This window comes from Amycolatopsis sp. N2S4-7, assembly GCF_058119595.1.
This window is the reverse complement of the sequence record NZ_CP172299.1, coordinates 2,959,457-2,980,471: the sequence shown is the minus strand read 5'-3', so window position 1 is coordinate 2,980,471 and position 21,015 is coordinate 2,959,457. Positions and strand designations below refer to the sequence as shown.

At 70.0% G+C, this 21,015-nt stretch carries 16 protein-coding genes and 1 pseudogene; 10 read left to right on the top strand and 7 right to left on the bottom strand.

The features are described 5' to 3' along the window. Positions 1-39: 39 nt before the first annotated feature. Genes ACH54P_RS13800 through ACH54P_RS13765 form a run of 8 tightly spaced genes read left to right on the top strand, consistent with a single transcriptional unit; the run spans position 40 to position 8,804 of the window. Positions 40-1,053 (top strand): LacI family DNA-binding transcriptional regulator, encoded by a 1,014-nt coding sequence (locus ACH54P_RS13800; protein ID WP_489912777.1) that lies wholly within the window; start codon positions 40-42, stop codon positions 1,051-1,053. After that, on the top strand, positions 1,050-2,033 hold the full coding sequence (locus ACH54P_RS13795) for a 2-hydroxyacid dehydrogenase (RefSeq protein WP_489912776.1): 984 nt from the start codon (positions 1,050-1,052) through the stop codon (positions 2,031-2,033). Before ACH54P_RS13800 ends, ACH54P_RS13795 begins: the two co-directional genes overlap by 4 nt. Beyond that, positions 2,030-3,247 carry a D-mannonate dehydratase ManD gene (gene manD / locus ACH54P_RS13790; RefSeq protein WP_489912775.1) on the top strand — a complete coding sequence of 406 codons (1,218 nt, stop codon included), beginning with the start codon at positions 2,030-2,032 and terminating at the stop codon, positions 3,245-3,247. Before ACH54P_RS13795 ends, manD begins: the two co-directional genes overlap by 4 nt. After that, on the top strand, positions 3,247-4,764 hold the full coding sequence (locus tag ACH54P_RS13785) for a mannitol dehydrogenase family protein (RefSeq protein WP_489912774.1): 1,518 nt from the start codon (positions 3,247-3,249) through the stop codon (positions 4,762-4,764). Before manD ends, ACH54P_RS13785 begins: the two co-directional genes overlap by 1 nt. Continuing rightward, a complete protein-coding gene (locus ACH54P_RS13780; protein WP_489912773.1) occupies positions 4,761-5,789 on the top strand; it encodes an alcohol dehydrogenase catalytic domain-containing protein in 1,029 nt (342 codons plus the stop codon). Before ACH54P_RS13785 ends, ACH54P_RS13780 begins: the two co-directional genes overlap by 4 nt. A 50-nt stretch (positions 5,790-5,839) precedes the next feature. After that, on the top strand, positions 5,840-7,207 hold the full coding sequence (locus ACH54P_RS13775) for an MFS transporter (protein WP_489912772.1): 1,368 nt from the start codon (positions 5,840-5,842) through the stop codon (positions 7,205-7,207). Beyond that, a complete protein-coding gene (locus ACH54P_RS13770; protein WP_489912771.1) occupies positions 7,204-7,857 on the top strand; it encodes a bifunctional 4-hydroxy-2-oxoglutarate aldolase/2-dehydro-3-deoxy-phosphogluconate aldolase in 654 nt (217 codons plus the stop codon). Before ACH54P_RS13775 ends, ACH54P_RS13770 begins: the two co-directional genes overlap by 4 nt. Next, complete coding sequence (locus ACH54P_RS13765; RefSeq protein ID WP_489912770.1) at positions 7,854-8,804, top strand: sugar kinase; 951 nt, start codon at positions 7,854-7,856, stop codon at positions 8,802-8,804. The genes ACH54P_RS13770 and ACH54P_RS13765 overlap by 4 nt, the downstream gene beginning before the upstream one ends. Before the next feature lie 578 nt (positions 8,805-9,382). Here the strand turns inward: ACH54P_RS13765 and ACH54P_RS13760 are convergent. The 6 genes and pseudogenes from ACH54P_RS13760 to ACH54P_RS13735 all read right to left on the bottom strand — a co-directional run bounded on the left by ACH54P_RS13760 (position 9,383) and on the right by ACH54P_RS13735 (position 16,604). After that, positions 9,383-10,453 carry a hypothetical protein gene (locus ACH54P_RS13760; RefSeq protein WP_489912769.1) on the bottom strand — a complete coding sequence of 357 codons (1,071 nt, stop codon included), beginning with the start codon at positions 10,451-10,453 and terminating at the stop codon, positions 9,383-9,385. Positions 10,454-12,036: 1,583 nt separating this feature from the next. After that, positions 12,037-12,176 (bottom strand): annotated as a pseudogene (locus ACH54P_RS13755) (RNA polymerase subunit sigma); the annotation flags it as partial. 368 nt (positions 12,177-12,544) lie between these two features. Next, entirely contained in the window at positions 12,545-12,685 is a 141-nt protein-coding gene (locus ACH54P_RS13750; protein WP_489912768.1) for a hypothetical protein, read from the bottom strand. Between the two features lie 74 nt (positions 12,686-12,759). Beyond that, complete coding sequence (locus tag ACH54P_RS13745; protein WP_489912767.1) at positions 12,760-13,809, bottom strand: AlbA family DNA-binding domain-containing protein; 1,050 nt, start codon at positions 13,807-13,809, stop codon at positions 12,760-12,762. A gap of 825 nt (positions 13,810-14,634) precedes the next feature. Beyond that, on the bottom strand, positions 14,635-15,717 hold the full coding sequence (locus ACH54P_RS13740) for a hypothetical protein (RefSeq protein WP_489912766.1): 1,083 nt from the start codon (positions 15,715-15,717) through the stop codon (positions 14,635-14,637). An 80-nt stretch (positions 15,718-15,797) separates the two neighbouring features. Then, positions 15,798-16,604, bottom strand: coding sequence for a lysozyme (locus tag ACH54P_RS13735; protein WP_489912765.1), 807 nt, complete (start codon positions 16,602-16,604; stop codon positions 15,798-15,800). A gap of 209 nt (positions 16,605-16,813) precedes the next feature. Here ACH54P_RS13735 and ACH54P_RS13730 point away from each other — a divergent pair, with 209 nt between their 5' ends. Then, positions 16,814-17,185: a DUF1330 domain-containing protein gene (locus ACH54P_RS13730; RefSeq protein WP_489912764.1), complete on the top strand. Its 372-nt coding sequence runs from the start codon at positions 16,814-16,816 to the stop codon at positions 17,183-17,185. A gap of 7 nt (positions 17,186-17,192) precedes the next feature. On the opposite strand, the gene ACH54P_RS13725 is transcribed toward ACH54P_RS13730, so the two are convergent. Continuing rightward, positions 17,193-18,500: a hypothetical protein gene (locus ACH54P_RS13725; RefSeq protein WP_489912763.1), complete on the bottom strand. Its 1,308-nt coding sequence runs from the start codon at positions 18,498-18,500 to the stop codon at positions 17,193-17,195. A gap of 168 nt (positions 18,501-18,668) precedes the next feature. Between ACH54P_RS13725 and ggt the strand changes: the two genes are divergently transcribed. Next, positions 18,669-20,465 (top strand): gamma-glutamyltransferase, encoded by a 1,797-nt coding sequence (gene ggt, locus ACH54P_RS13720; protein ID WP_489912762.1) that lies wholly within the window; start codon positions 18,669-18,671, stop codon positions 20,463-20,465. The last annotated feature ends 550 nt before the right edge of the window (positions 20,466-21,015 follow it).

The window sequence follows — 21,015 nt, the reverse complement described above, 5'->3', positions numbered from 1 at the left end:
CAGTCACCCTCCTTGTACGCAGTCACTCAAGGAGGAGTCATGGGGCCAACCCTGACGGATGTCGCCAAGCGCGCTGATGTCGCGCTTTCGACCGCGTCCAGGGCGTTCAGCGACCCGGGTCGGCTGGGGCCGGACACCTTGCGCAAAGTTCTCTCAGTTGCGCAAGAGCTCGGCTACTCTCCGGCGCCCCGGGCTGTGGAGCCGACCTCGGAGGCCGCTGCCACCATCGCGGTCGTGGTGCCGGACATCGCCAACCCGGTGTTTTCCGCGTTCGTCAAGGCTGCGCAGGGTCAGGGCCGCCGCAGCCGGCACACCGTGGTCCTGGCCGACACCGACTTCGATCCGGATCGGGAGCGGGAAGCCATCGAGCACCTGCGGGACCGGGTCGACGGCATCGTCGTCTGCTCGTCGCGGCTCGACGCGGAAGAAATCCTCGATCTGTGCGGCCGGACCCCGGTCGTGCTGGTCAACCGCGAGGCGGCCGGGGCGGACTGCATCGTCGCCGATGCGAGCGAGGGGCTACGCCAGACTGTCGACTACCTGACCGCGCTGGGCCACCGGCGGATCGCTTACGTGCAGGGCTCCGCGCATTCCTGGACCAACGGCCACCGCGTGCAGCTGGTGCGCGCGCTCGCCGAAGAGTACGACCTCGAGCTGGAAATGCTCGGATGGCAGACCGAGACCGTGGCCGGCGGGAGCGCGGCGGCGGCCCGGGTGGTCGCGTCCGGCGCGTCCGCGGTGATCGCCCACAACGACCTCGTCGCGCTGGGTATCATCGCCGGCGCCCGAGCGCTCGGTGTCCGGGTCCCCGACGATCTGTCGGTGGTGGGGGCGGACGACATCCCCTTCGCCGCGGTCGCCGAACCGGGTCTGACGAGCATCGCCGTCCCGCTGGCCCGTGCGGGCGAACTGAGCCTGGAACAGCTGACCCGCGCGGTCGCCGGCGACCGGCAGACCCCCCGGACCCTGCGCCTGCCCACCCACCTGGTCGTCCGGTCCTCGACCGGCCCGGCCGCCGCGCGTCCGGCCACCGAGATCCGGGAGACGGCATGAGGATCGTCATCGCCGACACGAACCTGCTTCCGCTGCGCGCGGAACTGGAGGCCGGTTTCCCGCCGGGCTCGGTCACGGATTGGCCGGATCCCCGCGATCCCGGGGCCGTCGAGGCGGCCGTGGCGGATGCCGACGTGCTGGTCTCGAGCCGCTGCTCCGGATCGGCGGCCGCCGCGGCCAAGAACCTGCGCCTGGTGCACGCCGCGGGCGCCGGGATCGACGGGATCGACGTCGCCGCGCTGGCGCCGGGGACGATCATCGCGAACACCCATCACCACGAGGACGCCATCGCCGAATACGCGGTCGCCGCGGCGGTCCTGCTCCGCCGCGGGTTCCTCGCCCAGGACGCCGCGTTGCGCCGCGACGAATGGGCTTCCCCGGTCTACCGGCCCGATGTGCCGTGGTCTGATTCGCTCGGCGCGGCCACGATCGGGTTCGTCGGGTTCGGGCACATCGGTGCGCGCGCGTGGGAGCTGTTCCGGGCGTTCGGTGCGCACGGGGTGGCCGTCACGCGCAGCGGTGACGTCGACGCCGCCGCCGTCGGGCTGGACTGGTCGGGGGCGACCGGCGATCTCGGCACCCTTCTGGAGACCGCGGACGTGATCGTGGTCAGCGTCCCGCTCACGGCGGAGACGGCCGGGCTGATCGGTGCCGACGAGCTGGCCCGCGCTCGGGCCGACGCGGTGCTGATCAACGTCGGCCGCGGCCCGGTCGTGGGCGAACGGGCACTCTACGAAGCGTTGCGGGACAAGGTGATCGCTGGTGCCGCGCTCGATGTCTGGTACGGCTACCCCGGACACGGGGCGACCGCGCCACCGGCGACCGTGCCGTTCCGGGACCTGCCGAACGTGCTCATGACGCCGCATTCGTCCGGGCTGACCCGGCAGACCTTCGCCGGGCGCGCGGCGGACATCGCGGCCAACGTCCGCCGGCTCGCGGCGGGGGAGCCGCTGGCCGGTGTCGTGGCGGTGGCCGGATGAGCGACCGCATCGTCTCCGCCGAAGTCCTGGTCACCAGCCCCGGCCGCAACTTCGTCACCTTGAAGGTGACCACCGCCGACGGGGTGGTCGGCTGGGGTGACGCCACTCTCAACGGGCGTGAGCTCGCCGTCGCCGCCTACCTGCGCGACCACGTCTGCCCGATCCTGATCGACCGCGACCCCGCCCGGATCGAGGACACCTGGCAGTACCTCTACCGCGGGGTCTACTGGCGCCGCGGCCCGGTCACCATGGCCGCGATCGGCGCGGTCGACCTCGCTCTCTGGGACATCAAGGGCAAGGTCACCGGCCAGCCGGTCTACCAGCTGCTCGGCGGCGCGGTCCGGGACCGGGTCCTGTCCTACACCCACGCCACCGGCTGGGACGTGCCCGCGCTCCTGGACGCCGTCGACGCCATCCGCGCCCGCGGTTTCCAGGCGATCCGCGTGCAGACCGGCGTGCCCGGCCTCGACTCCGTCTACGGCGTGACCAAGGACGGCGCGCCGTACGAACCGGCCGGCCGCGGCAAAGCGCCCGTCGAAGAGGTCTGGGACACCGACGCCTACCTGCGGTACGCACCCGGCGCGCTGGCCGAGGTCCGCGCCCACGTCGGGCCCGAGCTCGCCCTCCTGCACGACGCCCACCACCGGCTGACCCCGATCCAGGCCGCCCGGCTGGGGAAGGCCCTGGAACCGGTAGACCTGTTCTGGCTCGAAGACGTCACGCCCGCGGAGAACCAGGAAGTCCTGCGCCGGGTCCGCGCGCACACCACCACCCCCCTGGCGATCGGCGAGGTGTTCACCACGATCTGGGAGTACCAGCAGCTCGTCACCGAGCAGCTGATCGACTTCGTCCGGGCCGCGGTGTCCCACGCGGGCGGGATCACGCACCTGCGGCGGATCGCCGCGCTCGCCGAGGTCTGGCAGATCCGGCTCGCCCCGCACGGGCCGTCCGACGTGTCCCCGATCGCGCTGGCCGCGGCGCTGCACGTCGGGCTGGCCACGCCCAACTTCGCGATCCAGGAATACATGGGTTACCCGGACGCGGCGCACGAGGTGTTCCGGCACGACTGGACCTACGCCGACGGCCACCTGCACCCCGGCGACGCACCGGGCCTCGGCGTCGACGTCGACGAGGAACTGGCCGGCCGGTTCCCCTACGAGCCCGCCTACCTCCCCGTCGCCCGCCGCCGCGACGGAACCCTGACCGATTGGTGATGCCTGTGCTGCCCCTCCTGTCCGCCGGGACCACCCCGCCGGCGGCACTGTCCCACCCCCGCGGGACGCCGCCGACCGGGATCGTGCACCTCGGCCTCGGCAACTTCCACCGCGCCCACCAAGCCGTGCACACCGCCGCCGCGCTCGCGGCGGAGGACGGCCCCTGGGGCATCCTCGGCGTCGCGCGCAGTTCGACCGCGATCGCCGAGGCGTTGCGTGAACAGGACATGCGTTACGCCGTCGTCGAGCTCTCGCCCACGGCCACGAAGGTGAGCGTCCCGGCCGTGCACACCGGCGCCCTCGTCGCGGCCCACCAACCCGGCGAGGTCGTGCGGGCGCTGGCCGCGCCCACCACGCGGATCGTCACCCTGACCGTCACCGAACACGGCTACACCCTCGACCCGCGGTCCGGCCGCCTCGACCTCGACCATCCCGACGTCGCCGCGGACCTGCGCGACTGGCGCCTCGGGCCCGGGTCCCGCACGACGCTGGGGCTGATCGTCCGGGGCTTGCAGCACCGCGCGCGGGCCCACGGCGAGCCGGTCACGATCATGAGCTGCGACAACCTCATCCACAATGGACAGCTCACCGGCCGGCTGGTCGCGGAGTTCGTGGCCGGGCTGCCCGCGACCGAGCGCGACGAGCTCGAGCCCTACCTGAACACCGTCGCGTTCCCCGACGCCATGGTGGACCGGATCGTCCCGGCCACCACCGACGCCTACCGGCACACCGTGGCCGCGCACCTCGGCGTCCGGGACGCGGTCCCGGTCCCGGCGGAACCCTTCAGCATGTGGGTGATCCAGAACTCCTTCGCGGCCGGACGGCCGGCCTGGGACCGTGGTGGCGCCGTCTTCACCGACGACGTGGGCCCCTACGAGCTGCTGAAACTGCGGCTGCTCAACGGAACGCACTCGCTGATCGCCTACCTGGGCGCGCTCCACGGGTGCGACACCATCCCCGAGTCGATCACCCACGACGCGATCCGCGACGCCGCGACACTGGTGCTGCGCGAGGAATACCTGCCGACCGTGCCGGTGCCCTCGGACGTCGATCTCGAACACTATGTGGCCCAGCTGTTCGACCGATGGTCGAACTCGGCGCTGGCCCACCGCACCCGGCAGGTCGGCTCCGACGGCTCGGTCAAGCTCGCCCAGCGGGTGCCGGGCCCCGCCCTCACCCACCTGAAGGCCGGGCGCGTGCCACACCACCTCGCGCTCACGGTGGCGGCCTACCTCTGTTGCCTCGCACCACCGGCCGGCTTCGACCCCGGCCCGGCCGCGACGGCGATGACCGACCCGGCGCGCGCCGGCCTGGCCCCGTTCACGGCGCTGCCGACGCGCGCCTACGTCACCGAGGCGCTCGGCACCGGATTGCTCGGCACCGAACTGGCTGCGCACGACGCGTTCGCCGACCGGATCGCGGAGTTCGTCGACCTGCTGGTGCGCCACGGCGTGGTGGCCGCGGCCCGCGAGGCGGCCGCCCGCGAACCGGTTTCAGCGATGAGGACACGACCATGACGACCATCCCGGACAGGACGCGGGCCGCGGTGTTGCACGGTCCCGAAGACCTGCGCATCGAGCGCGTTCCGGTGCCCCCGCTGGGTCCCGGCGACGTGCTGGTCGCCGTCGACGCGGTCGGCGTCTGCGGCTCGGACATGCACTACTTCGCCGACGGCCGCAACGGCGGGAACGTGCTGAAGCAGCCGACCGTGCTCGGGCACGAGGCGTCCGGGGTGATCACGGCGGTGGGGGAACACGTGCGGCTGCCGGTCGGTGCCCCGGTGGCCATCGAGCCCGCGATCGGCTGCGGTGACTGCCCGACCTGCCGCTCCGGCCGGTACAACCTCTGCCCCACGGGCAGCTGCCTCGGGTCACCGCCCACCGACGGCACCATCGCCGAACACGTGGTGGCCCCGGCGCGGGCGGTGCACCGGCTACCCGGGGAGATCGACACCGAACTCGGCGCCCTGATCGAGCCGCTGGCGGTCGCGGTGTGGGCCGTGCGGCGCGCCGACGTCCGCTTCGGCCACCGCGTCCTGGTCACCGGAGCCGGGCCGATCGGCATCCTGGTGGCCCAGGTCGCCCGCGCCGCGGGGGCGACCGACGTCGTCGTCACCGACGTCAACGACGACCGCCTGGCCAAGGCGGCCGCGCTCGGCGCGACCGCGACCGTCAACACCGCGACGCGCGCACTCGACCTGCCGGCCATGGACCGGCTCATCGAATGTTCGGGCCACCCCGGGGCACTCTGGCAAGGCATCCAGGCACTGGGCCCCGGAGCGCGCGCCACCGTCGTCGGCCAGGCCCCGCCGACTGTCGACGGCCTGCCGCTGGCGTACCTGCAGCGCTGGGAGATCGACCTGAGCACCGCCTTCCGTTATGCCCATGCCTTTCCGGCCGCGATCGCGCTCGCCGCGAGCGGCCGGGTGGATCTGGCCGGTCTCGTCACCGGCCGGTTCCCGCTCGACCAGACCGCGACCGCGCTGCGCGCGCCCGGCCGGGATCCCCGCCACCTCAAGGTCCTCATCCGGCCCACGGCCTGACCTTCCCTGTCCGCCCGCCCGAACACGGCACCGATTCCATCCGAGGAAGCATGGACATCACCGACAGCACCGGCGCCACCGTCTCATCAGGACAGTCCCAGCCTCAGCACGCCCCGCCGCGCGCGGTGCGCCGCGCCGCCTGGGCCGGCCTGATCGGCACGGCGCTCGAACAGTACGACTTCGTCATCTACGGCACGGCGTCGGCCCTGGTCTTCTCGAAGTTGTTCTTCCCCAACGTCTCGGCCGCCGCCGGCCTCCTGGCGAGCTTCAGCGCCTACGCTGTCGGCTTCGCGGCCCGGCCACTCGGGGGCCTGTTCTTCTCCCGCTACGGCGACCGTCTCGGCCGCAAGTGGGTGCTCATCGCCACGCTGCTGCTGATGGGTGGCTCGACGCTCGCGATCGGCCTGCTGCCCACCTACTCCCACGTCGGCATCCTGGCGCCGGTGCTGCTGGTGCTGTGCCGGTTCTTCCAGGGCTTCGGGGCGGGCGCCGAGCAGTCCGGCGGCGCGACCCTGCTCACCGAGACGGCGGACATCGGCAGGCGCGGGCGGCTGGCCTCCCTGGTCATGACCGGGGCCGCGCTGGGCACCGCGCTCGGCGCGCTCGCGTGGATCCTCGTCCAGCTCCTGCCGGACGAGCAGCTGATGAGCTGGGGATGGCGGCTGGTCTTCCTCTCCAGCCTCTTCGTCACCATCGCCGCGATGGTCATCCGCCGCAAGCTCGCCGAGAGCCCGGTGTTCCAGGAGCTCAAGCAGCAGCACGCCGAGCCGCGCAAACCGGTCGGCGAGATCTTCCGGCACGGCAAGCGGCCCATGCTGCTCGTGCTGTTCATGAACGTCGGGGTCAGCGCACAGTCCTACACCTACCAGGTCTTCATGGCCTCCTACCTGGTGTCCTCGGTCGGCGTGAGCAAGCAGTTCGTGCCCAAGGTGCTGCTCGTCGGCGCGATCTGCGGCGGCATCGCCGCGATCGGCTTCGGCGTCCTGTCCGACCGCGTCGGCCGCAAACCCGTCTACACGGCCATCGTCACCGCGCTCGTCCTGCTGCCCGGGCCGTCGTTCATCGCGCTGAACACCGGATCACCGATCGCCATCGTGGTCACGATCGTGGTCGGCTTCATCCTGGCCGGCCAGGGCGCGGTCGGGGTCCAGATGAGCTACTTCCCGGAGCTGTTCGGCAACCGCTACCGCTACGCCGGCGTCACCCTCGGCCGCGAGTTCTCCTCCGTGCTGGGCGGTGGTGTCGCCCCGCTCCTCTGCGCGGCCCTGATCAGCGCGTTCGCCGGGTCCTGGATCCCGGTCGCGATCTACATGATGGTCATGATGGCGATCAGCCTGCTCGCGGTCCGGCTCGCTCCGGAGACCCGGGACCGCGACCTGAACGTGCCCGAGGACGCGACCGCGGCGGTGCGGTCATGACGGGCACACTGCTGCACCGGCCATCCCCGAGCGACGCGCTGCTGCGTACCGGCGTGGTCGCCATCCTGCGGGCAAGCTCGCCCGAGCACCTGCTCCCGGCAGCCCGCACTCTCCAGCAAGTGGGGCTCACCTGCCTCGAGCTGACCATGACCACTTCGGGCGCGCTCGACGCGCTGACCACCCTGCGGCGCGAACTCGGCGACGCTGCCGACATCGGAATGGGGAGCGTCCGCGGTGAAAACGCTGCCCGGCGCTGCGTCGAGGCCGGTGCGTCCTTCTTGGTCAGCCCGCTGTTCGACGTCGAGGTGCTCCAGGTGGGTCTCGCCGCCGGCATTCCCGTGTACCCGGCGGGGATGACACCCGCCGAGCTGGTCACCGCGTGGGAAGCCGGAGCGGCGGCCGTGAAGCTCTTTCCCGCGTCGACCGTCGGGCCCGGGCACGTCCGCGCTGTTCGCGAACCGGTACCCGAACTGCGGATCATGGCCACCGGTGGAATCGGCTTGGACGACATCGGTACGTGGCTCCGGGCGGGCGCACTCGCCGTCGGGCTCGGTGGTTCCCTCGCAGCCGACGCGTTGCGCGGCGGGGACCTCGCCGCACTCGCGGACCGGGCCCGGCGAGCACTTCGAACGGCGGCGGACGCCCGATGAACCGGGGCGGCGTCGTCACCCTCGGCGAGACGATGGGCCTGCTGACCGCGGCCACCGTCGGGCACCTCCAGCACGTGCCGACCATGACGCTGGGCATCGGCGGCGCGGAAAGCAACGTCGCCATCGCACTGGCCCGGCTCGACACCCCGGTCACCTGGATCGGCCGGCTCGGGGCGGACTCGATGGGGGACAAGGTCGTCCGGGAACTGACCGCGGAAGGTATCGACGTCCACGTCACCCGGGACCCGGCCGCACCGACCGGGCTCATGCTCAAGGAACGGCCACCAGGCGGCGCCACCCGCGTCTGGTACTACCGGGCACACGGGGCGGGCGCACGGCTCTCACCCGCCGACGTGGACGCCGACCTGATCTCGGGCGCCGCGCTGTTGCACGTCACCGGGATAACACCTGCCTTGGGCGAAAGCCCGGCTTCCGCGGTGCGGAAGGCCGTCGACATCGCCCGTGCCGCCGGCGTCTCCGTCTCGGTCGACATCAACTACCGCTCGGCGCTGTGGACACCCGAAGCCGCCAGGCCTGCCCTCCGCGAACTCATCGCCGACGCCGACATCGTCTTCGCCGGCGACGACGAAGCACGTCTCCTGCTCGGCACCGACACCGGAAGCCCCGCCGAACTGGTCGCGGCGCTCGCCGCGCTGGGACCGGCCGAAGCCGTGCTGAAACTCGGCGCGGACGGAGCACTGGCCAGGATCGGCGGTCGAACCCACGAGCAACCCGCGTTCCCGATCAACCTGGTCGACCCGGTCGGCGCCGGCGACGCGTTCGTCGGGGCCTACCTCGCCGAACGACTGGCGGGCCGAGATGTCGCGACCCGCCTGCGGACCGCGGCGCAGGCGGGCGCACTGATGTGCACGGTGCCCGGCGATTGGGAAGCCCTGCCAACACGGGCGGCCCTGGCGACCTCGGGAGCGCCCGACGTGATCCGCTGAACCCGCGTCGGCGCGGGTTAGTGGGCGCTAGCGACTCCTGGCCGGCGGCGAGGTACCCGGTCGACCGACGGCGCCGTCGCTGGTTTGCCCCGAAACCCCCACCTACTCGATCGAACGCATGTTCTACATTTGGTAGGGTCGTCTGGTCGAGGCGATGCAGCTTGTAGGGAGGGCTTCGTGGGGTGGTTGCTACGGGAACGTGCCACCGGACGTGAGTGGCGTGCCGCTGACAGCGACCTCGCCTGGGAGATCGGTGGCTACGATACTGCCCGGTTCGAGCTTCACGTTTTCGACGAGGACGTCGTCGACACCCCGGACGGTCGTCCGGATCCTCCCCTGAAGTTGCCGTGAACGTCCGATAACACTATTTATGTAAACCTGTGGTCCGCCCCAGCGAACACGCCCTGACTCAAGGTGACGCGTTTGCCGATCTTCATGGCACCCCAGCTCGCTTACTCTCACCTGGGTACGTGGCTCATTGGTTGAGACAAGAGCTACGCCGGTTGCCGCATGACGCGAGGCCCGTCGCTGACCGGCTCTTTCGACGGTTCGGAGGAGGCATCACGACCACGTCGATGCTAGGCGCGGCGCTGTCCTGGTGGACTGGGAAGCCGCCGAAATGCCGGTGGGACGAGATCGGGAGCGATGCGTCCCATCGTGGCCGCAGTGTTGGTAAGGCTCACCACGTCGCTGAAGATTTCTGACGGTAGGTAGTTGAGGACTTGCGGGTGGTGGTGCAAAAGTTCAAGAAGATGAGTGACTGCACGGAACCGCCGGCTGAGGTCATCGGCGCGAGCCGCAGCGCGTACCGCCCTCAAGTGAGGTTCGAACAATCCGGTCAGCAGGTCTGCGGTGAAGCCGCGATTCGTGAAGGGCAGCTCGTCCCACGCGCCAGGTCGTAGTTCAGGCGCTGGTTCCAGGGGGTTTGCGTATACGCTGTCCTCGAGGGCATCAGGTAGGACGTTGGCGAGCCGGTTGATCAGCGGCGCAGCATCCGTGAGCTGCTCGGCGAAAACGGCGTGCTGGTGCCGCTGCTGGCGCGCTGACCGAGGGTCGCGCTCACTGGCGCCGGCGGCATGGACTGCCTGCAGCCGCAGGTACCGTTGCTCCGCTGCCTGGCGGCTACCCAGCGACAGCTGCTGGGCGATCTTCGCCCAGCTCAGTCCGGCGCGCCGAGCTTGGGTCAGCAAGCCCAGTTCGATCTCGTCGAGCTGGTGTCGCGCCAACGGAACTAGTGTCAAGGCAGTCTCCAGCTCGGGGGCGTGCACCGCATCGACGAGGCCGTCAGGCGGATCGGAGATTTGATGCAGCAGCTGCGTGAGCTTGCCCGGCCGGTTGGCGAACCGGCGGGCACCGATCGAACGAGCGAGGTCTGCGGCTCGGCGCAGCAGGCCATCGACATCAAGAACGCTTCCCGCCATAGGTGACACACCTCCGATGTCAACGTCACGTTGACTTATTTGGTCAACATACCATTGACCTGCCACTCTTTTGGAGTAGTCGTTTGTTGTAAGCAGATACTTGACATGTGTCAACTGCGGCTTGGGCACCATGGCTCTGATCTGCGACGACTGCGTTCTGTGTTCGCGAAGTGTCTGTACTGTTACTTTGTAACGGCTAGGAACTGCCGGAAAGGTGACCTGGGTCACGTCGCCAGGTTTGCTGGTCCCTGTCACCCTAATCGCGTACACCTCAGCGACCATTCGGACGATCCGCTGGTAAGGCGGCTCGACCGATGGGAGAAGAGAAAATGCCCGCCGTGTGCACGCTGGGATGCGTGACTCGACGGGCACTTCCTCGGCGAATTACCTAGCGGTGGCGCTGCAATCGCCATAGAGCCGCTAGACCCAGCAGTGCACGCGAGGCCCTGGCGACCCACGTCAGGGCCTCGTTGTGTGAGGCCTCAGCACACAGGTCCACCGCGATGGCGGCAGCCTGTGCGACGCGGATCGCGCGCAGCACGCGGTCCTGATCTCGAGCATCCCGTCCCTCGTCACTGCTGGCTGGAGCGAGAGGCGGGTCGGGCGGTTCACTCATGAAATGTGACGCCCTCCTTTCCGGGGGAGAGCGTGAACCGAGATGTCCACGCCGCGGCGGAGAACATCTCCACCCGGAACGTCGGGGCGTCACACCTACAGGTGATCCGCTGCACGAGCACACTACCTGGCTCCGGTGACGCACGGCACGCGCCGACACCTCTTTCGTGTGTCGTGTGCGATGTCCGGCATCAAACCTGCGCCGAACGGAAGGTGGGAATATTACCTGCATCACATACCGGCTGGTTTCGCAGGAAAGAGCTTCTGGCCTGCGAAAAGTTGGGCTCTCGACACGCGAGGTGACATCGCTGTCATTATGAGCCAGGCGGCGATAGATGATCTTTGCTGACCGGCCCTGCTGTTACGGAGGGTGACGTCTCCTCTTCTAGAGGGCTGGTAGCTGTCACGTTCAGGTCATCAACAGCGTGCATCGGCGCATCATCATTGGAGGGAGCCACCGTTGGTGATGCACGCGCGTATGCACGTGCGAGGATGGGTCTGTGGGCATATGGAGACCGCGAACGGCGCAGCGACTCTTCTGGTTCCCAGATCGTGACCGAAAGCGACGGGAGGCCGATCGGTAGCGGTCAACGGCAGTCAACTTCGATCCTGTTCGTGCTGGAGTCATGAGTCGTTAACTCCTTGCGTCTGGGGCGGATGCGCAGTTCCGCGCCTCGTGGGGAGCTAGCAGACTTCTTGTCGAGCCGGTACGCCGGGCTGAAGGGTGATCGCGGCATTCTTGAATTGTTTGAAGCGTTGGAAGTATACTCTGTGGATTGTGACCGGTCGACGCGGTAAATCGATTGCGACTGGCGATGTGATTGTCTCGCCGGTGCCCTCCGTTGGCGCGGTGGTCTCGGGGATCGGCATATCGGCATCTTGCAAATCGGTCACACTAGGATCATTATCACGTGCTTGGCGATTGTTGCGTACCACTTGGCATCGTGGGCTGTTCGTAGTGAAACTGTGTCCCGATGCTCGACGGTGAGGCGGGTAGTCAGGCCCGAGGCGCGCGGGGCCGATGTGGTGACCTGCGGAATCTTGCCTACGGGTAGTTCAAGCGCTGAAGGTTGCACGTGTTCTACGAGCTTGACTGTTACTCTCTGTCATCCGGCATCGATGTGGTCTGCGTCGCCGGGCAGCGGTTCTGCGAGCCGCCGCCCAGGCAACTTGCGATTCAATGGCTTCGTCGGGGGCATGCCACGCTGCCTCTCCAGCGGGCGATATTGCGTGATGCGACGTTGCCCGCTGAGATGCCCAGCGCCTCCGCCGTCTCGTTCGCCGAGAGGCTGACGACGACCCGCAGCGACAGGATTGCCTGGTGCAGCGGCGGCAGCTACGTCATCGGCTGCCGAGTCGGGCGTAGTAAGGGCGACGCGAGTCTGGAGGCATGACAAGGGTCACAACACGCCGATATGTCTGCGCTGACCTGCGCACTTTCAGGGATAAGCATGTTGTAAATGGGTAGGCATGCGTAAGCCGCCTGCCAACTACAAGCGCGTGGTCGCCGCGGTCCGGCGGATCACGAATCCGGCGCCGGGCGCGCGTGAGAACCCGTCAGAGATCTGCCCGCGGTTCACCGGCGGGCGCCTGCCAGTCGATGAGAGGTCGACGAACGGGCACCCGCCGGGAGATCTGTCTGCACCTGATGTCGATGGTCCGCAGACAGCTCCGGTCGTACGACGCGCTGTTGGGCCACTGCCGCTACGCCTGGCCGGAAGACTGATCGTCGCGCGCCGGCGGGTGAATCATCTGTACGTTCGAGACGCCACCCTGGTTCAAACAGTCCTCGGCGAGATCGTGCACGTGCCAGAAGAAGTCCACCGCGGCCGCCAGAGCGTTCACAGTCGTTTCGACGGGCGTGTACCGGTGAAGAGGAATCGAGACACCGTCGTAGTCGTAACTCAGGTTGTCTGCCGTCAGGATCGTGAGCGGCGTGTCGCCTCTCCACTCGATCCCGACCGAACGTCGTATTCGTCGTTGCTTGTCGCTTCCGCGGTCGTGCGTATGAGTGCCATCAAGTCTGCGATCGCACACTCGATAGCGGCCGATCTGATCTGTCCGCCTTCGAGACGTTCGTCGCCACGCGTCCGGTGCCCACCGACTGCGGCTTCGAGAGTCACCGAGCCATCGTGGTGGATGCTGATCCACGATTCCTTCCAGGCAGAACGGTCCTCCGTCGCAGTGTTCACCGCGACCCATCGGCGCAAGCCGGGGCGAGGGTTGAGCCGGTCGACGCTCTCCAGCGGGTGAATCCCACTTCTCGCCGCATACACCAAGGCCAAACCCTCAGTCTTTGACAGAACCTGCCGAGCGTCGTCGCGAGTGATACGCGTCCGGAGAGTCGGTACACGCGGGTGCGCAACCGCGATCAGCCACGCCCGCGTCTCACTGGCACGACCGGTAGCAGCGTCAGTAAACAGGGCATCAAGCGCTTCAGTCGCGTGCCGGCGCTCGTCAAACCGAGCTCGGTACATGGCCTCGATCTGGCGCTCCTTCATCCACACGGTGTCGGAGTCGTTGCGAATCGGCGCGCCGAAGTACTCGTTCTTGTAGATCAGATGCGGCCCGTCGACGCTGGTAGGGACCTCTACGATCACAGCCCGTTCGCCGTCCGTGCCGAGGCGGTGCACGTTCAGACCGAAGACCGGCGGAGAGATCGCGGTGATCGCCACACTACGCAGTGAACGCTCGTAGGTCTCGTCAAAATCACCCACGTCGACCCGGCCGACCGCCGCCTTCTGCGACTCGCGCACGCCGAACACGATCACACCGCCACCGCTGTTAGCCATCGCCGCAACGTCCTTAGGGAAGTCGGTCTGCGCCATCCCCTTCGCCGGCGGCAGTTCGGACTTCCAGTCGAGGTCACGGGACTCCACGGCTCCCAAAGCAACGGCTCGGTTGAGGAGATCGTCGTTCAGCGGCCCGGGATCAGCCCCGACTGCACGATGAAGAGCTGTGAAGGTCATTCGGCAAGAGTAGGGACGAGGCCTGACGAGAGACCGGTTTGACCACGGCGAGTCCTTGACGACGGTCGTGGATGGAGGGCTGGTCCTCGCGCTTCCGCAAGGGGTTACGACCCGGCCGGATGGTCGCGGCACCGGGCCCCTGCTGGCGGTACGCAAGTTCGACAGACAGGCTGTCCGCGTGACCGTGTCGTTGCCTGTCTCCGCCGGGGCGTGTTGCAAGTCGCGCGAGAGTTGCAACTGTGGTGCATGGAGATTGAGTTGGCGGACGCGGTGACCTCGGTGGACGAGCTGATGGCGGCCGCGGCGCGGCGTCAACCGTTACAACGCCGCTCAGCGTACCGGTGCAATACATGAATTCGCTGTCGCGCTATTCCGGTCGCGCAGGGCACAGGGGCGGCGGTACGGGAGTGGTACTCCAGGGTCCTGCGGTGCGGCCTGTCCCGGCTACAGCGCCCTAACGTCCCATTTGGCCCTTGAGCGAGCGCGTCTGGCAACCTCAGCAGGGCCGCTTGACCTTCAAAACGACTTCGGCGCTCGTAAGTGCCGTTGTCAGTCTCGATTCGCACAACCAGCGCCAAAGATCCAGCGGGCTTGAGCGGCGTGGCCCGTAGCAGACGTAGTAGGTGATCTTCGTCGGATCCGAGAGTGAGCGGCAGGAGGCGCTCGCCGAGCTGGACCGAGTCCAGGGCGGCCGAAGCTCGGCGGCGCCTGCTAAGTGCGGCTCGGCGGAGATCGTGGACTTTATTGGCCCGAATGGGTGGTCTTTCGCGCTGCGCTCCGCAGGTTTCTGCAGCTCAGATACCTAAGAGTGAGTCTCTACGGTCGCTACCTCTCTTTCGACAGGTAGTTGCCGCCGCCGCCGGACGCGGCCATCTCGCCGGGCCGAGGGGCGTCCGACCGGCACTCCGGCGTCCCCGTGCCCGGCTCGGCGGGCCACACGCAGAACGCCTGGTTGAAGTTCACCGGGTACGCGCCCGGCACCTCGAGCATCCGCGCGTACGGCAACGTCGTCTCGATGAACTGGACGTCCGGCTGCGGCCAGCCCGCCGCCGGCGGGACTCCGCCCGTCACCGACGCGTTGTCGTTGTCCGGGAAGCCGCCGCGCCAGGCTCCCGCCCAGCGCTCGATGTCGAAGCGGCCCGGGCGGCCCTGGCTGATCGTCATGACGACGTCCGGCCGCCGGGCGCGGTCGCGCAACGCCGTTCCGTACGCCGCTTCGACGATCCCGGCGTCGAAGTACCCCCACACCACCGGGAAGCTGACCGCCTGCACCACCGCCGGGCCGGACGGCGTGTCCAGGACGCGCCCGTCCAGCTGCAGCGCCGACGCCCCCGCCGGGTTCGAGATCGTCAGGCCCGGCCCGTTCAGCTGGAACGGGTCGAACCCGCTCACCATGACCCGCCGCGTCGGCCCGGGCGGGAACCGGACGTCGTCGAGGCCGCGCGAGCCGCGGTCGAACGCCGTCAGCAGGGAAGCGCGGTCCCGTAAGAGGAACGACGGCGTCCACTGGCGGATCGCGCTGCTGAGCTGCAACCGCGCCCAGTACAGGGGCCGGTTGTCGAAGCGGTCCCACGCGCCGAGGTCCGGGCGGCGGCCCTGCGCGCGGTCGACGGTCGTCCGCCACAACCGGTCGCCGGCCTGCGTGACGACGCGCTCGGCCCGGCGCGGGGTCCGGGCCGCGCACAGGTCGTGCTTCACCTCCGCGACGAAGGGGTCGAGCCCGGCCAGCCGGACCAGTTCGGGCCCGACCGCGGGGCCACCGGACGGCAGGGAAGCGCTCAGGCGCTGTTCCTCGACGGTCAGCGGAACCGCCGGGTCGAAGCAGGCGGGAGTGGCCGCGGCGGCCACCGTGGGGAAGGTGAACAGGGGGACGGCGGCGAGCAGGGGGAGCAGAGCGGACAGGCGCACGGGTTTCCCTCCACGTCGTGGGTGACGCGGTCGAGTCTTCCGCCGACCGCGCCACCCGCGTAACCCGCGGAAGTCGGGGATCAGCCGGTCGCGAGGACCTTCAACCGCGTGATGTCCGCGCTGAACGTGTCCTGGTCGATCGGCGAGGAGCTGTACTGCCAGAACGTGTAGAAGCCCCAGTTGTACGGCAGTGTTCCGACCGTCGACGCGTACCGCGCCACCCACAGGGGGTTCGTCGAGCTGAAGTCGCCCGTGTTGCCGGTGCACTGGCTCCACCAGCTCGTCGCCGTGTAGATCACCGGCCAGCGGGTCGTCTTCGCGTGGTACTCGTCGCTGAACGCCTTGATCCACGCCACCATCTGCGCCGGCGTCTTGCCGTAGCAGGCGTTGTTCGGGCCCCACTCGATGTCGAGCGTGCCGGGGAGCGTCTTGCCGTCCTTCGACCAGCCGCCGCCGTGGGCGACGAAGTAGTCGGCCTGGGCCGCGCCGCCCGAGGTGTCCGGGCGGCCGTAGTGGTACGCGCCGCGGATCATGCCGACGTTGTACGAACCCGTGTACTGCTGGCTGAAGTAGGCATTCTGGTAGCCCGTGCCCTCGGTCGCCTTGACGTAGGCGAACTTCTTGCCCGCGCTCCAGTAGGACGCCCAGTTGACGTTGCCCTGGTAAGCGCTTACATCGATGCCGGGCACACTCGCGTCCACCGACATCGGCGCGAGCCCGGCCGGCGCGACGCCGTCGTGGGCGCGGATCGCCGCGCCCATCTCGTGGTTGTCCTGGTCGGGCGGGGCCGGCGCCGCCGAGGCGCCGGGTGCGGTCACGGCCAGCAGGGAGGCCGAGACCGCGACAGCGGCGCCGAACAGGCGGCGCCACTTCCGGGGAGCAGTCATTTTCGGTTGTTCCTTTCGGTTGCCCTCGCGATGCGCGGTGTGCAGGCCGCGCCGCACGATTCTGTTACAGCGAGGGCGCCAGCGTCACTGCTCCATGTGATTCAATTTCGCGAACCCCTGAAGCGTGTGAAAAGTTGACAATGCGGGCGAATCGCCGTGCCGGCTATGGTGAGCAAGCGCTCGTTCAGCATCGGAAGCGGAGGCGTGGCATGGCGGTGGACCCCCGAGGGGCGGACCTGAAGCGGTTGCTGGCCGAGGATCCCGGTGGTCCCGTCGTGATGCTGAACCTCCTGCGGTTCCGCGAAGGCGGCCGGGAGAGCTACGACCGGTACGCCGCGGCGCTCGAGGAAACCTTCCTCCCGCGGTACGGCGCGAAGGTGCTGTACGCCGGGAGCGGATCGACCTCGCTCGTCGCCGAACCGGGCCAGGACTGGGACGCCGTGCTGCTCGTGCGGTACCCGAGCCGGGAGGCGTTCAGCCGGATGGTCGCCGACCCGGAGTACCAGCAGGTCACCCGCCTGCGCACCGGAGCGCTGAGCGAAGCGGTGCTGCAGGCGACGATCCCGTGGCAGGACGCCTGAGCCGTCCTCACCGCCGGGGGTAGACGACGATCCGGGCGCCGCCCGCGGTGTCGCGTCCGAAGACGGCGACGTCGCCCCCGACGAAGTCCGGCGTGTGCGTGGTTTCGGGCAGGGGAGCGGCTTCGCCGGTGGCCAGGGTGACGGTCACCGGGACTTCGACGCCGCGGCCGCCGGTGGTTGTCGCGCGGGTCGCGCTCCCGTAGCCCGTTCCGTCCCGGTCGATCCCGGTCAGCCGGACGGCGCGCCGGGCGGCGGTCTGCCCGAGGCAGAGGCCCTTCTTCGCCGAGAGGTCGAACACGACGCTGCCGGCGAACACGTACCGGCCGTCGGCCGACAGACCCGGCTCGGTGTCGTCGTCGGCGTCGTAGGCGCACGGGGTGACGGCTTGGACCTGCCCGGTCCGGCCGTCGTGCAGGGCCCAGATCCGGTCGGGGCCGGTGCCGTCCGCGATCGGCCAGGCGGCCAGGACGGCTCGGCCGTCGGGGGATCCGACGATCTCGACCGTCTTCCCGCCTTCCTCCGCGCTCGCGCCCGCGGGCACGAAATCGCCGCTGAACCAGCCTTTCGGCGTCCAGAACGCGCCGAAGCCCGCCACGAGCGGGCCGCCCGGGGTCACGGCGACGACCTCGGCGCCCCGGTTGCAGTCCCCGACGAGCTGCTCGCAGGCCACCGGCGCCTGGATGGCCGCGCTCCCGGCGGTGTAGCTCGTCACCTGGCCGGTCGTGACGTCCGCGACGGCCACCGTGGTGCCCGTGCGCACCACGGCGGACCCGTCGGCCTGCACGAACTGCTCGTCGGCCTCCCCGGGAATCGCGATGTCCCGCAGCGGCGCCACCGCGTCGCCGCGGGAAGCGGTGTCGTAGACGGACAGGTGGGTGGACTCCTCCGGCGTGTTCAGCCCGTCGTCCTTCCCGGCGCCGGTGGTCGTCAGCACGGCGTACTCCTTGCCGTCCTCGGCCGCCACGAACACGAGCGCGTCGGTCTTGCCCTCCGGGCGGGGCACCGGCCGGCTGCTCCACCGGCTCGCCCCGGTCCTCGCGTCGCGGGCCACGATCCGCGAGGCCCCGTGCTCTTCGGTGCGCAGCAGGACCAGGCCCGCGCGCGGCGCCACGGCCGGGCGGCCGAACCCGGTGCCCTCCGGGGTTTCCGCGACCGTCCAGCCGCGGGTGTTGTCGAAGGCCGGCGGGACCTCTTCGCGCGGCGCCGCAGGTGCGGACGACGCCGGTGCGGCACCCGGTGCGGGCGGCTCCGCGCCACAGCCGGCGAGCGCGGCGGCCAGCACGGCCGCGGCCGGCGGGAGCTTCAGCATCGACATGCGCACAGGTTCTCTCCGTCATGATCGTTTCGGGCGGGGCTCGTCGGACGGCGGGAACCGCGATCCGGTTCCGGGCCCCCTCCAACTAAGCATACGAACGGTCGTATTGTCTGCCCTAAGTCGGTTGGCGTCTTGAAGCCGTCCGGGGCAAGGGGCAGACTCGCCCGCATGCCCGCGCACTGGAGCCGCACCACGCTCGTCCTGGCCGCCGCCGTCGCGCTCACCGCCGGGGCGGCCGCGCCCGCCGTCGCCGCGACGCCCACGCCGAAATCGCCGGTCGCGGTCGGCTTCGGGGGCGCCGTGGCCAGCATCGACGCCGATGCCACCGCGATCGGCACGAAGGTCCTGCGCGACGGCGGGAACGCCGTCGACGCGGCCGTCGCGGTCGCGGCCGCGCTCGGGGTCACCGATCCGTTCTCCGCCGGGGTCGGCGGCGGTGGGTTCTTCGTCTACTACGACGCGAAGACCCACCGGGTGCACACCCTGGACGGCCGCGAGACCGCGCCGAAGACCGCCGGCGAGAACCTGTTCGTCGAGAACGGCCAGCCGCTGCCGTTCGCCGACGCCGTCACCAGCGGACTGAGCGTCGGCGTGCCCGGCACGCCCGCCACCTGGTCCGAGGCGCTGCGCAAGTGGGGGACGCGGTCGCTGGCGAAGACGCTGCAGCCCGCGGAGAACCTGGCGCGCACCGGGTTCGTCGTCGACCAGACGTTCCAGACGCAGATCGCGAACAACGCCGCGCGGTTCTCCGCGTTCCCCTCGACGCGGTCGCTGTACCTGCCGGGCGGCGCGCCGCCGTCGCCCGGGACGGTCTTCAAGAACCCCGACCTGGCCGCGACGTACGCGCAGCTCGAACGCGACGGCGTCGGCGCCCTCTACACCGGCCCGATCGGCGCGGACGTCGCCAAGACCGTGCAGAAGCCGCCGGTCGACCCGGCCTCGACGCTCAACGTCCGGCCCGGGAAGCTCACCACCGCCGATCTCGCCGCCTACGACGTGATCGAGCGCCGTCCGACGCACGCGACCTACCGCGGGCTGGACGTCTACGGCATGCCGGCGCCGTCGTCGGGCGGCCTCACGGTCGGCGAGGCGCTCAACATCCTCGAGAACTTCGACCTCAAGCACGCGAGCAAGGCCGACTACCTGCAGTACTTCCTCGAGTCGACCCGGTTCGCCTTCGCCGACCGCAACCGCTGGATCGGCGACCCGGCGTTCGTCGACGTCCCCGACCGGCAGCTGCTCAGCCAGCGCTTCGCCGACTCGCGGGCGTGCCTGATCTCGAAGGACAAGGCCGCGACCAGCCCGGTCGCGCCGGCCGACCCCCGCCACCCGGCGGCGTGCCGGGCCGGTGCCACCGCCGCGCCGACGCCGTACGAGGGCGAGAACACCACGCACCTCACGGTCGCCGACAAGTGGGGCAACGTCGTCGCGTACACGCTGACCATCGAGCAGGAGGGCGGCAGCGGCATCGTCGTCCCGGGCCGCGGCTTCCTGCTCAACAACGAGCTGACCGACTTCTCCTTCACCCCGGTGACGCCGGGCGTGCCCGACCCGAACCTGCCGGGCCCCGGCAAGCGGCCGCGCTCGTCGATGGCGCCGACGATCGTGCTGAAGGACGGCAAGCCGTTCTTCGCCGCCGGCTCGCCGGGCGGCGCGTCGATCATCACGACGGTGCTGCAGGTGCTGACCGGCCGCATCGACCGGGGCCTGTCGCTGGAGGACGCCATCGCGGCACCGCGCGCCTCGCAGCGCAACTCGGCGGCGGCCCAGGTGGAGCAGGCGTTCCTGGACCAGCCGGAGACGGCGGACCTGCGTGCCCGCGGCCAGGGCTTCTCGACGGCCCCGGCGGAGATCGGAGCGGCAACGGGAGTGGAGCGCCTCCGCGACGGCCGCTGGCTGGCGGCGGCAGAACCGGTGCGGCGAGGTCAGGGCGCGGCCCAGGTGGTGTGGCCCACGCACTGGTAGGGCTCAGGCTTCGAGGGCCCAGCGGATGTACGTCATCTTCGGCATGAAACCGGCCTTCTCGAACACTCCGGGGCCCCGGCGGGGCTCGCCGAGTCCACGGTGAGGCTCGCCTGGTCGTAGCCCTGCTGCGCCGCGGCCCGCAAGGCGTGCCCCCGGCGACCCCGCGCGGCCGGTGCTCCCGCAGAGTGCCGACGACCGTGAAGTGCGCGTCGCGGACGCCGGCGGCCTCGGTGTCCCCCGACATGGTCACCGCAGGCCGGCCGGAGTTCCGGCGGCGTCCCGGAACAGGACGCTGACTTCGGGCCGGAGGTCTGGTTGACGATCTTGTTCCGCTGGTCCGCGGGCATCGGCGCCGCGCCCCGATAGTCCGCGAACACCGCGTTGCGGCCTCCCCGCAGTCCTCGTCGGTGCGCTCCGACCACGGCTCGTCCACAGGCGCCGGGTCCCGAGTGGGTGCTCCATCCGCAAGAGGAGCGGGGCGTCCCTGGTCCAGCCTATCGGCGTCCCCCGACGAAAGGGCGGAAGACGGGCCGCCGGGAGCTTCCTGTCC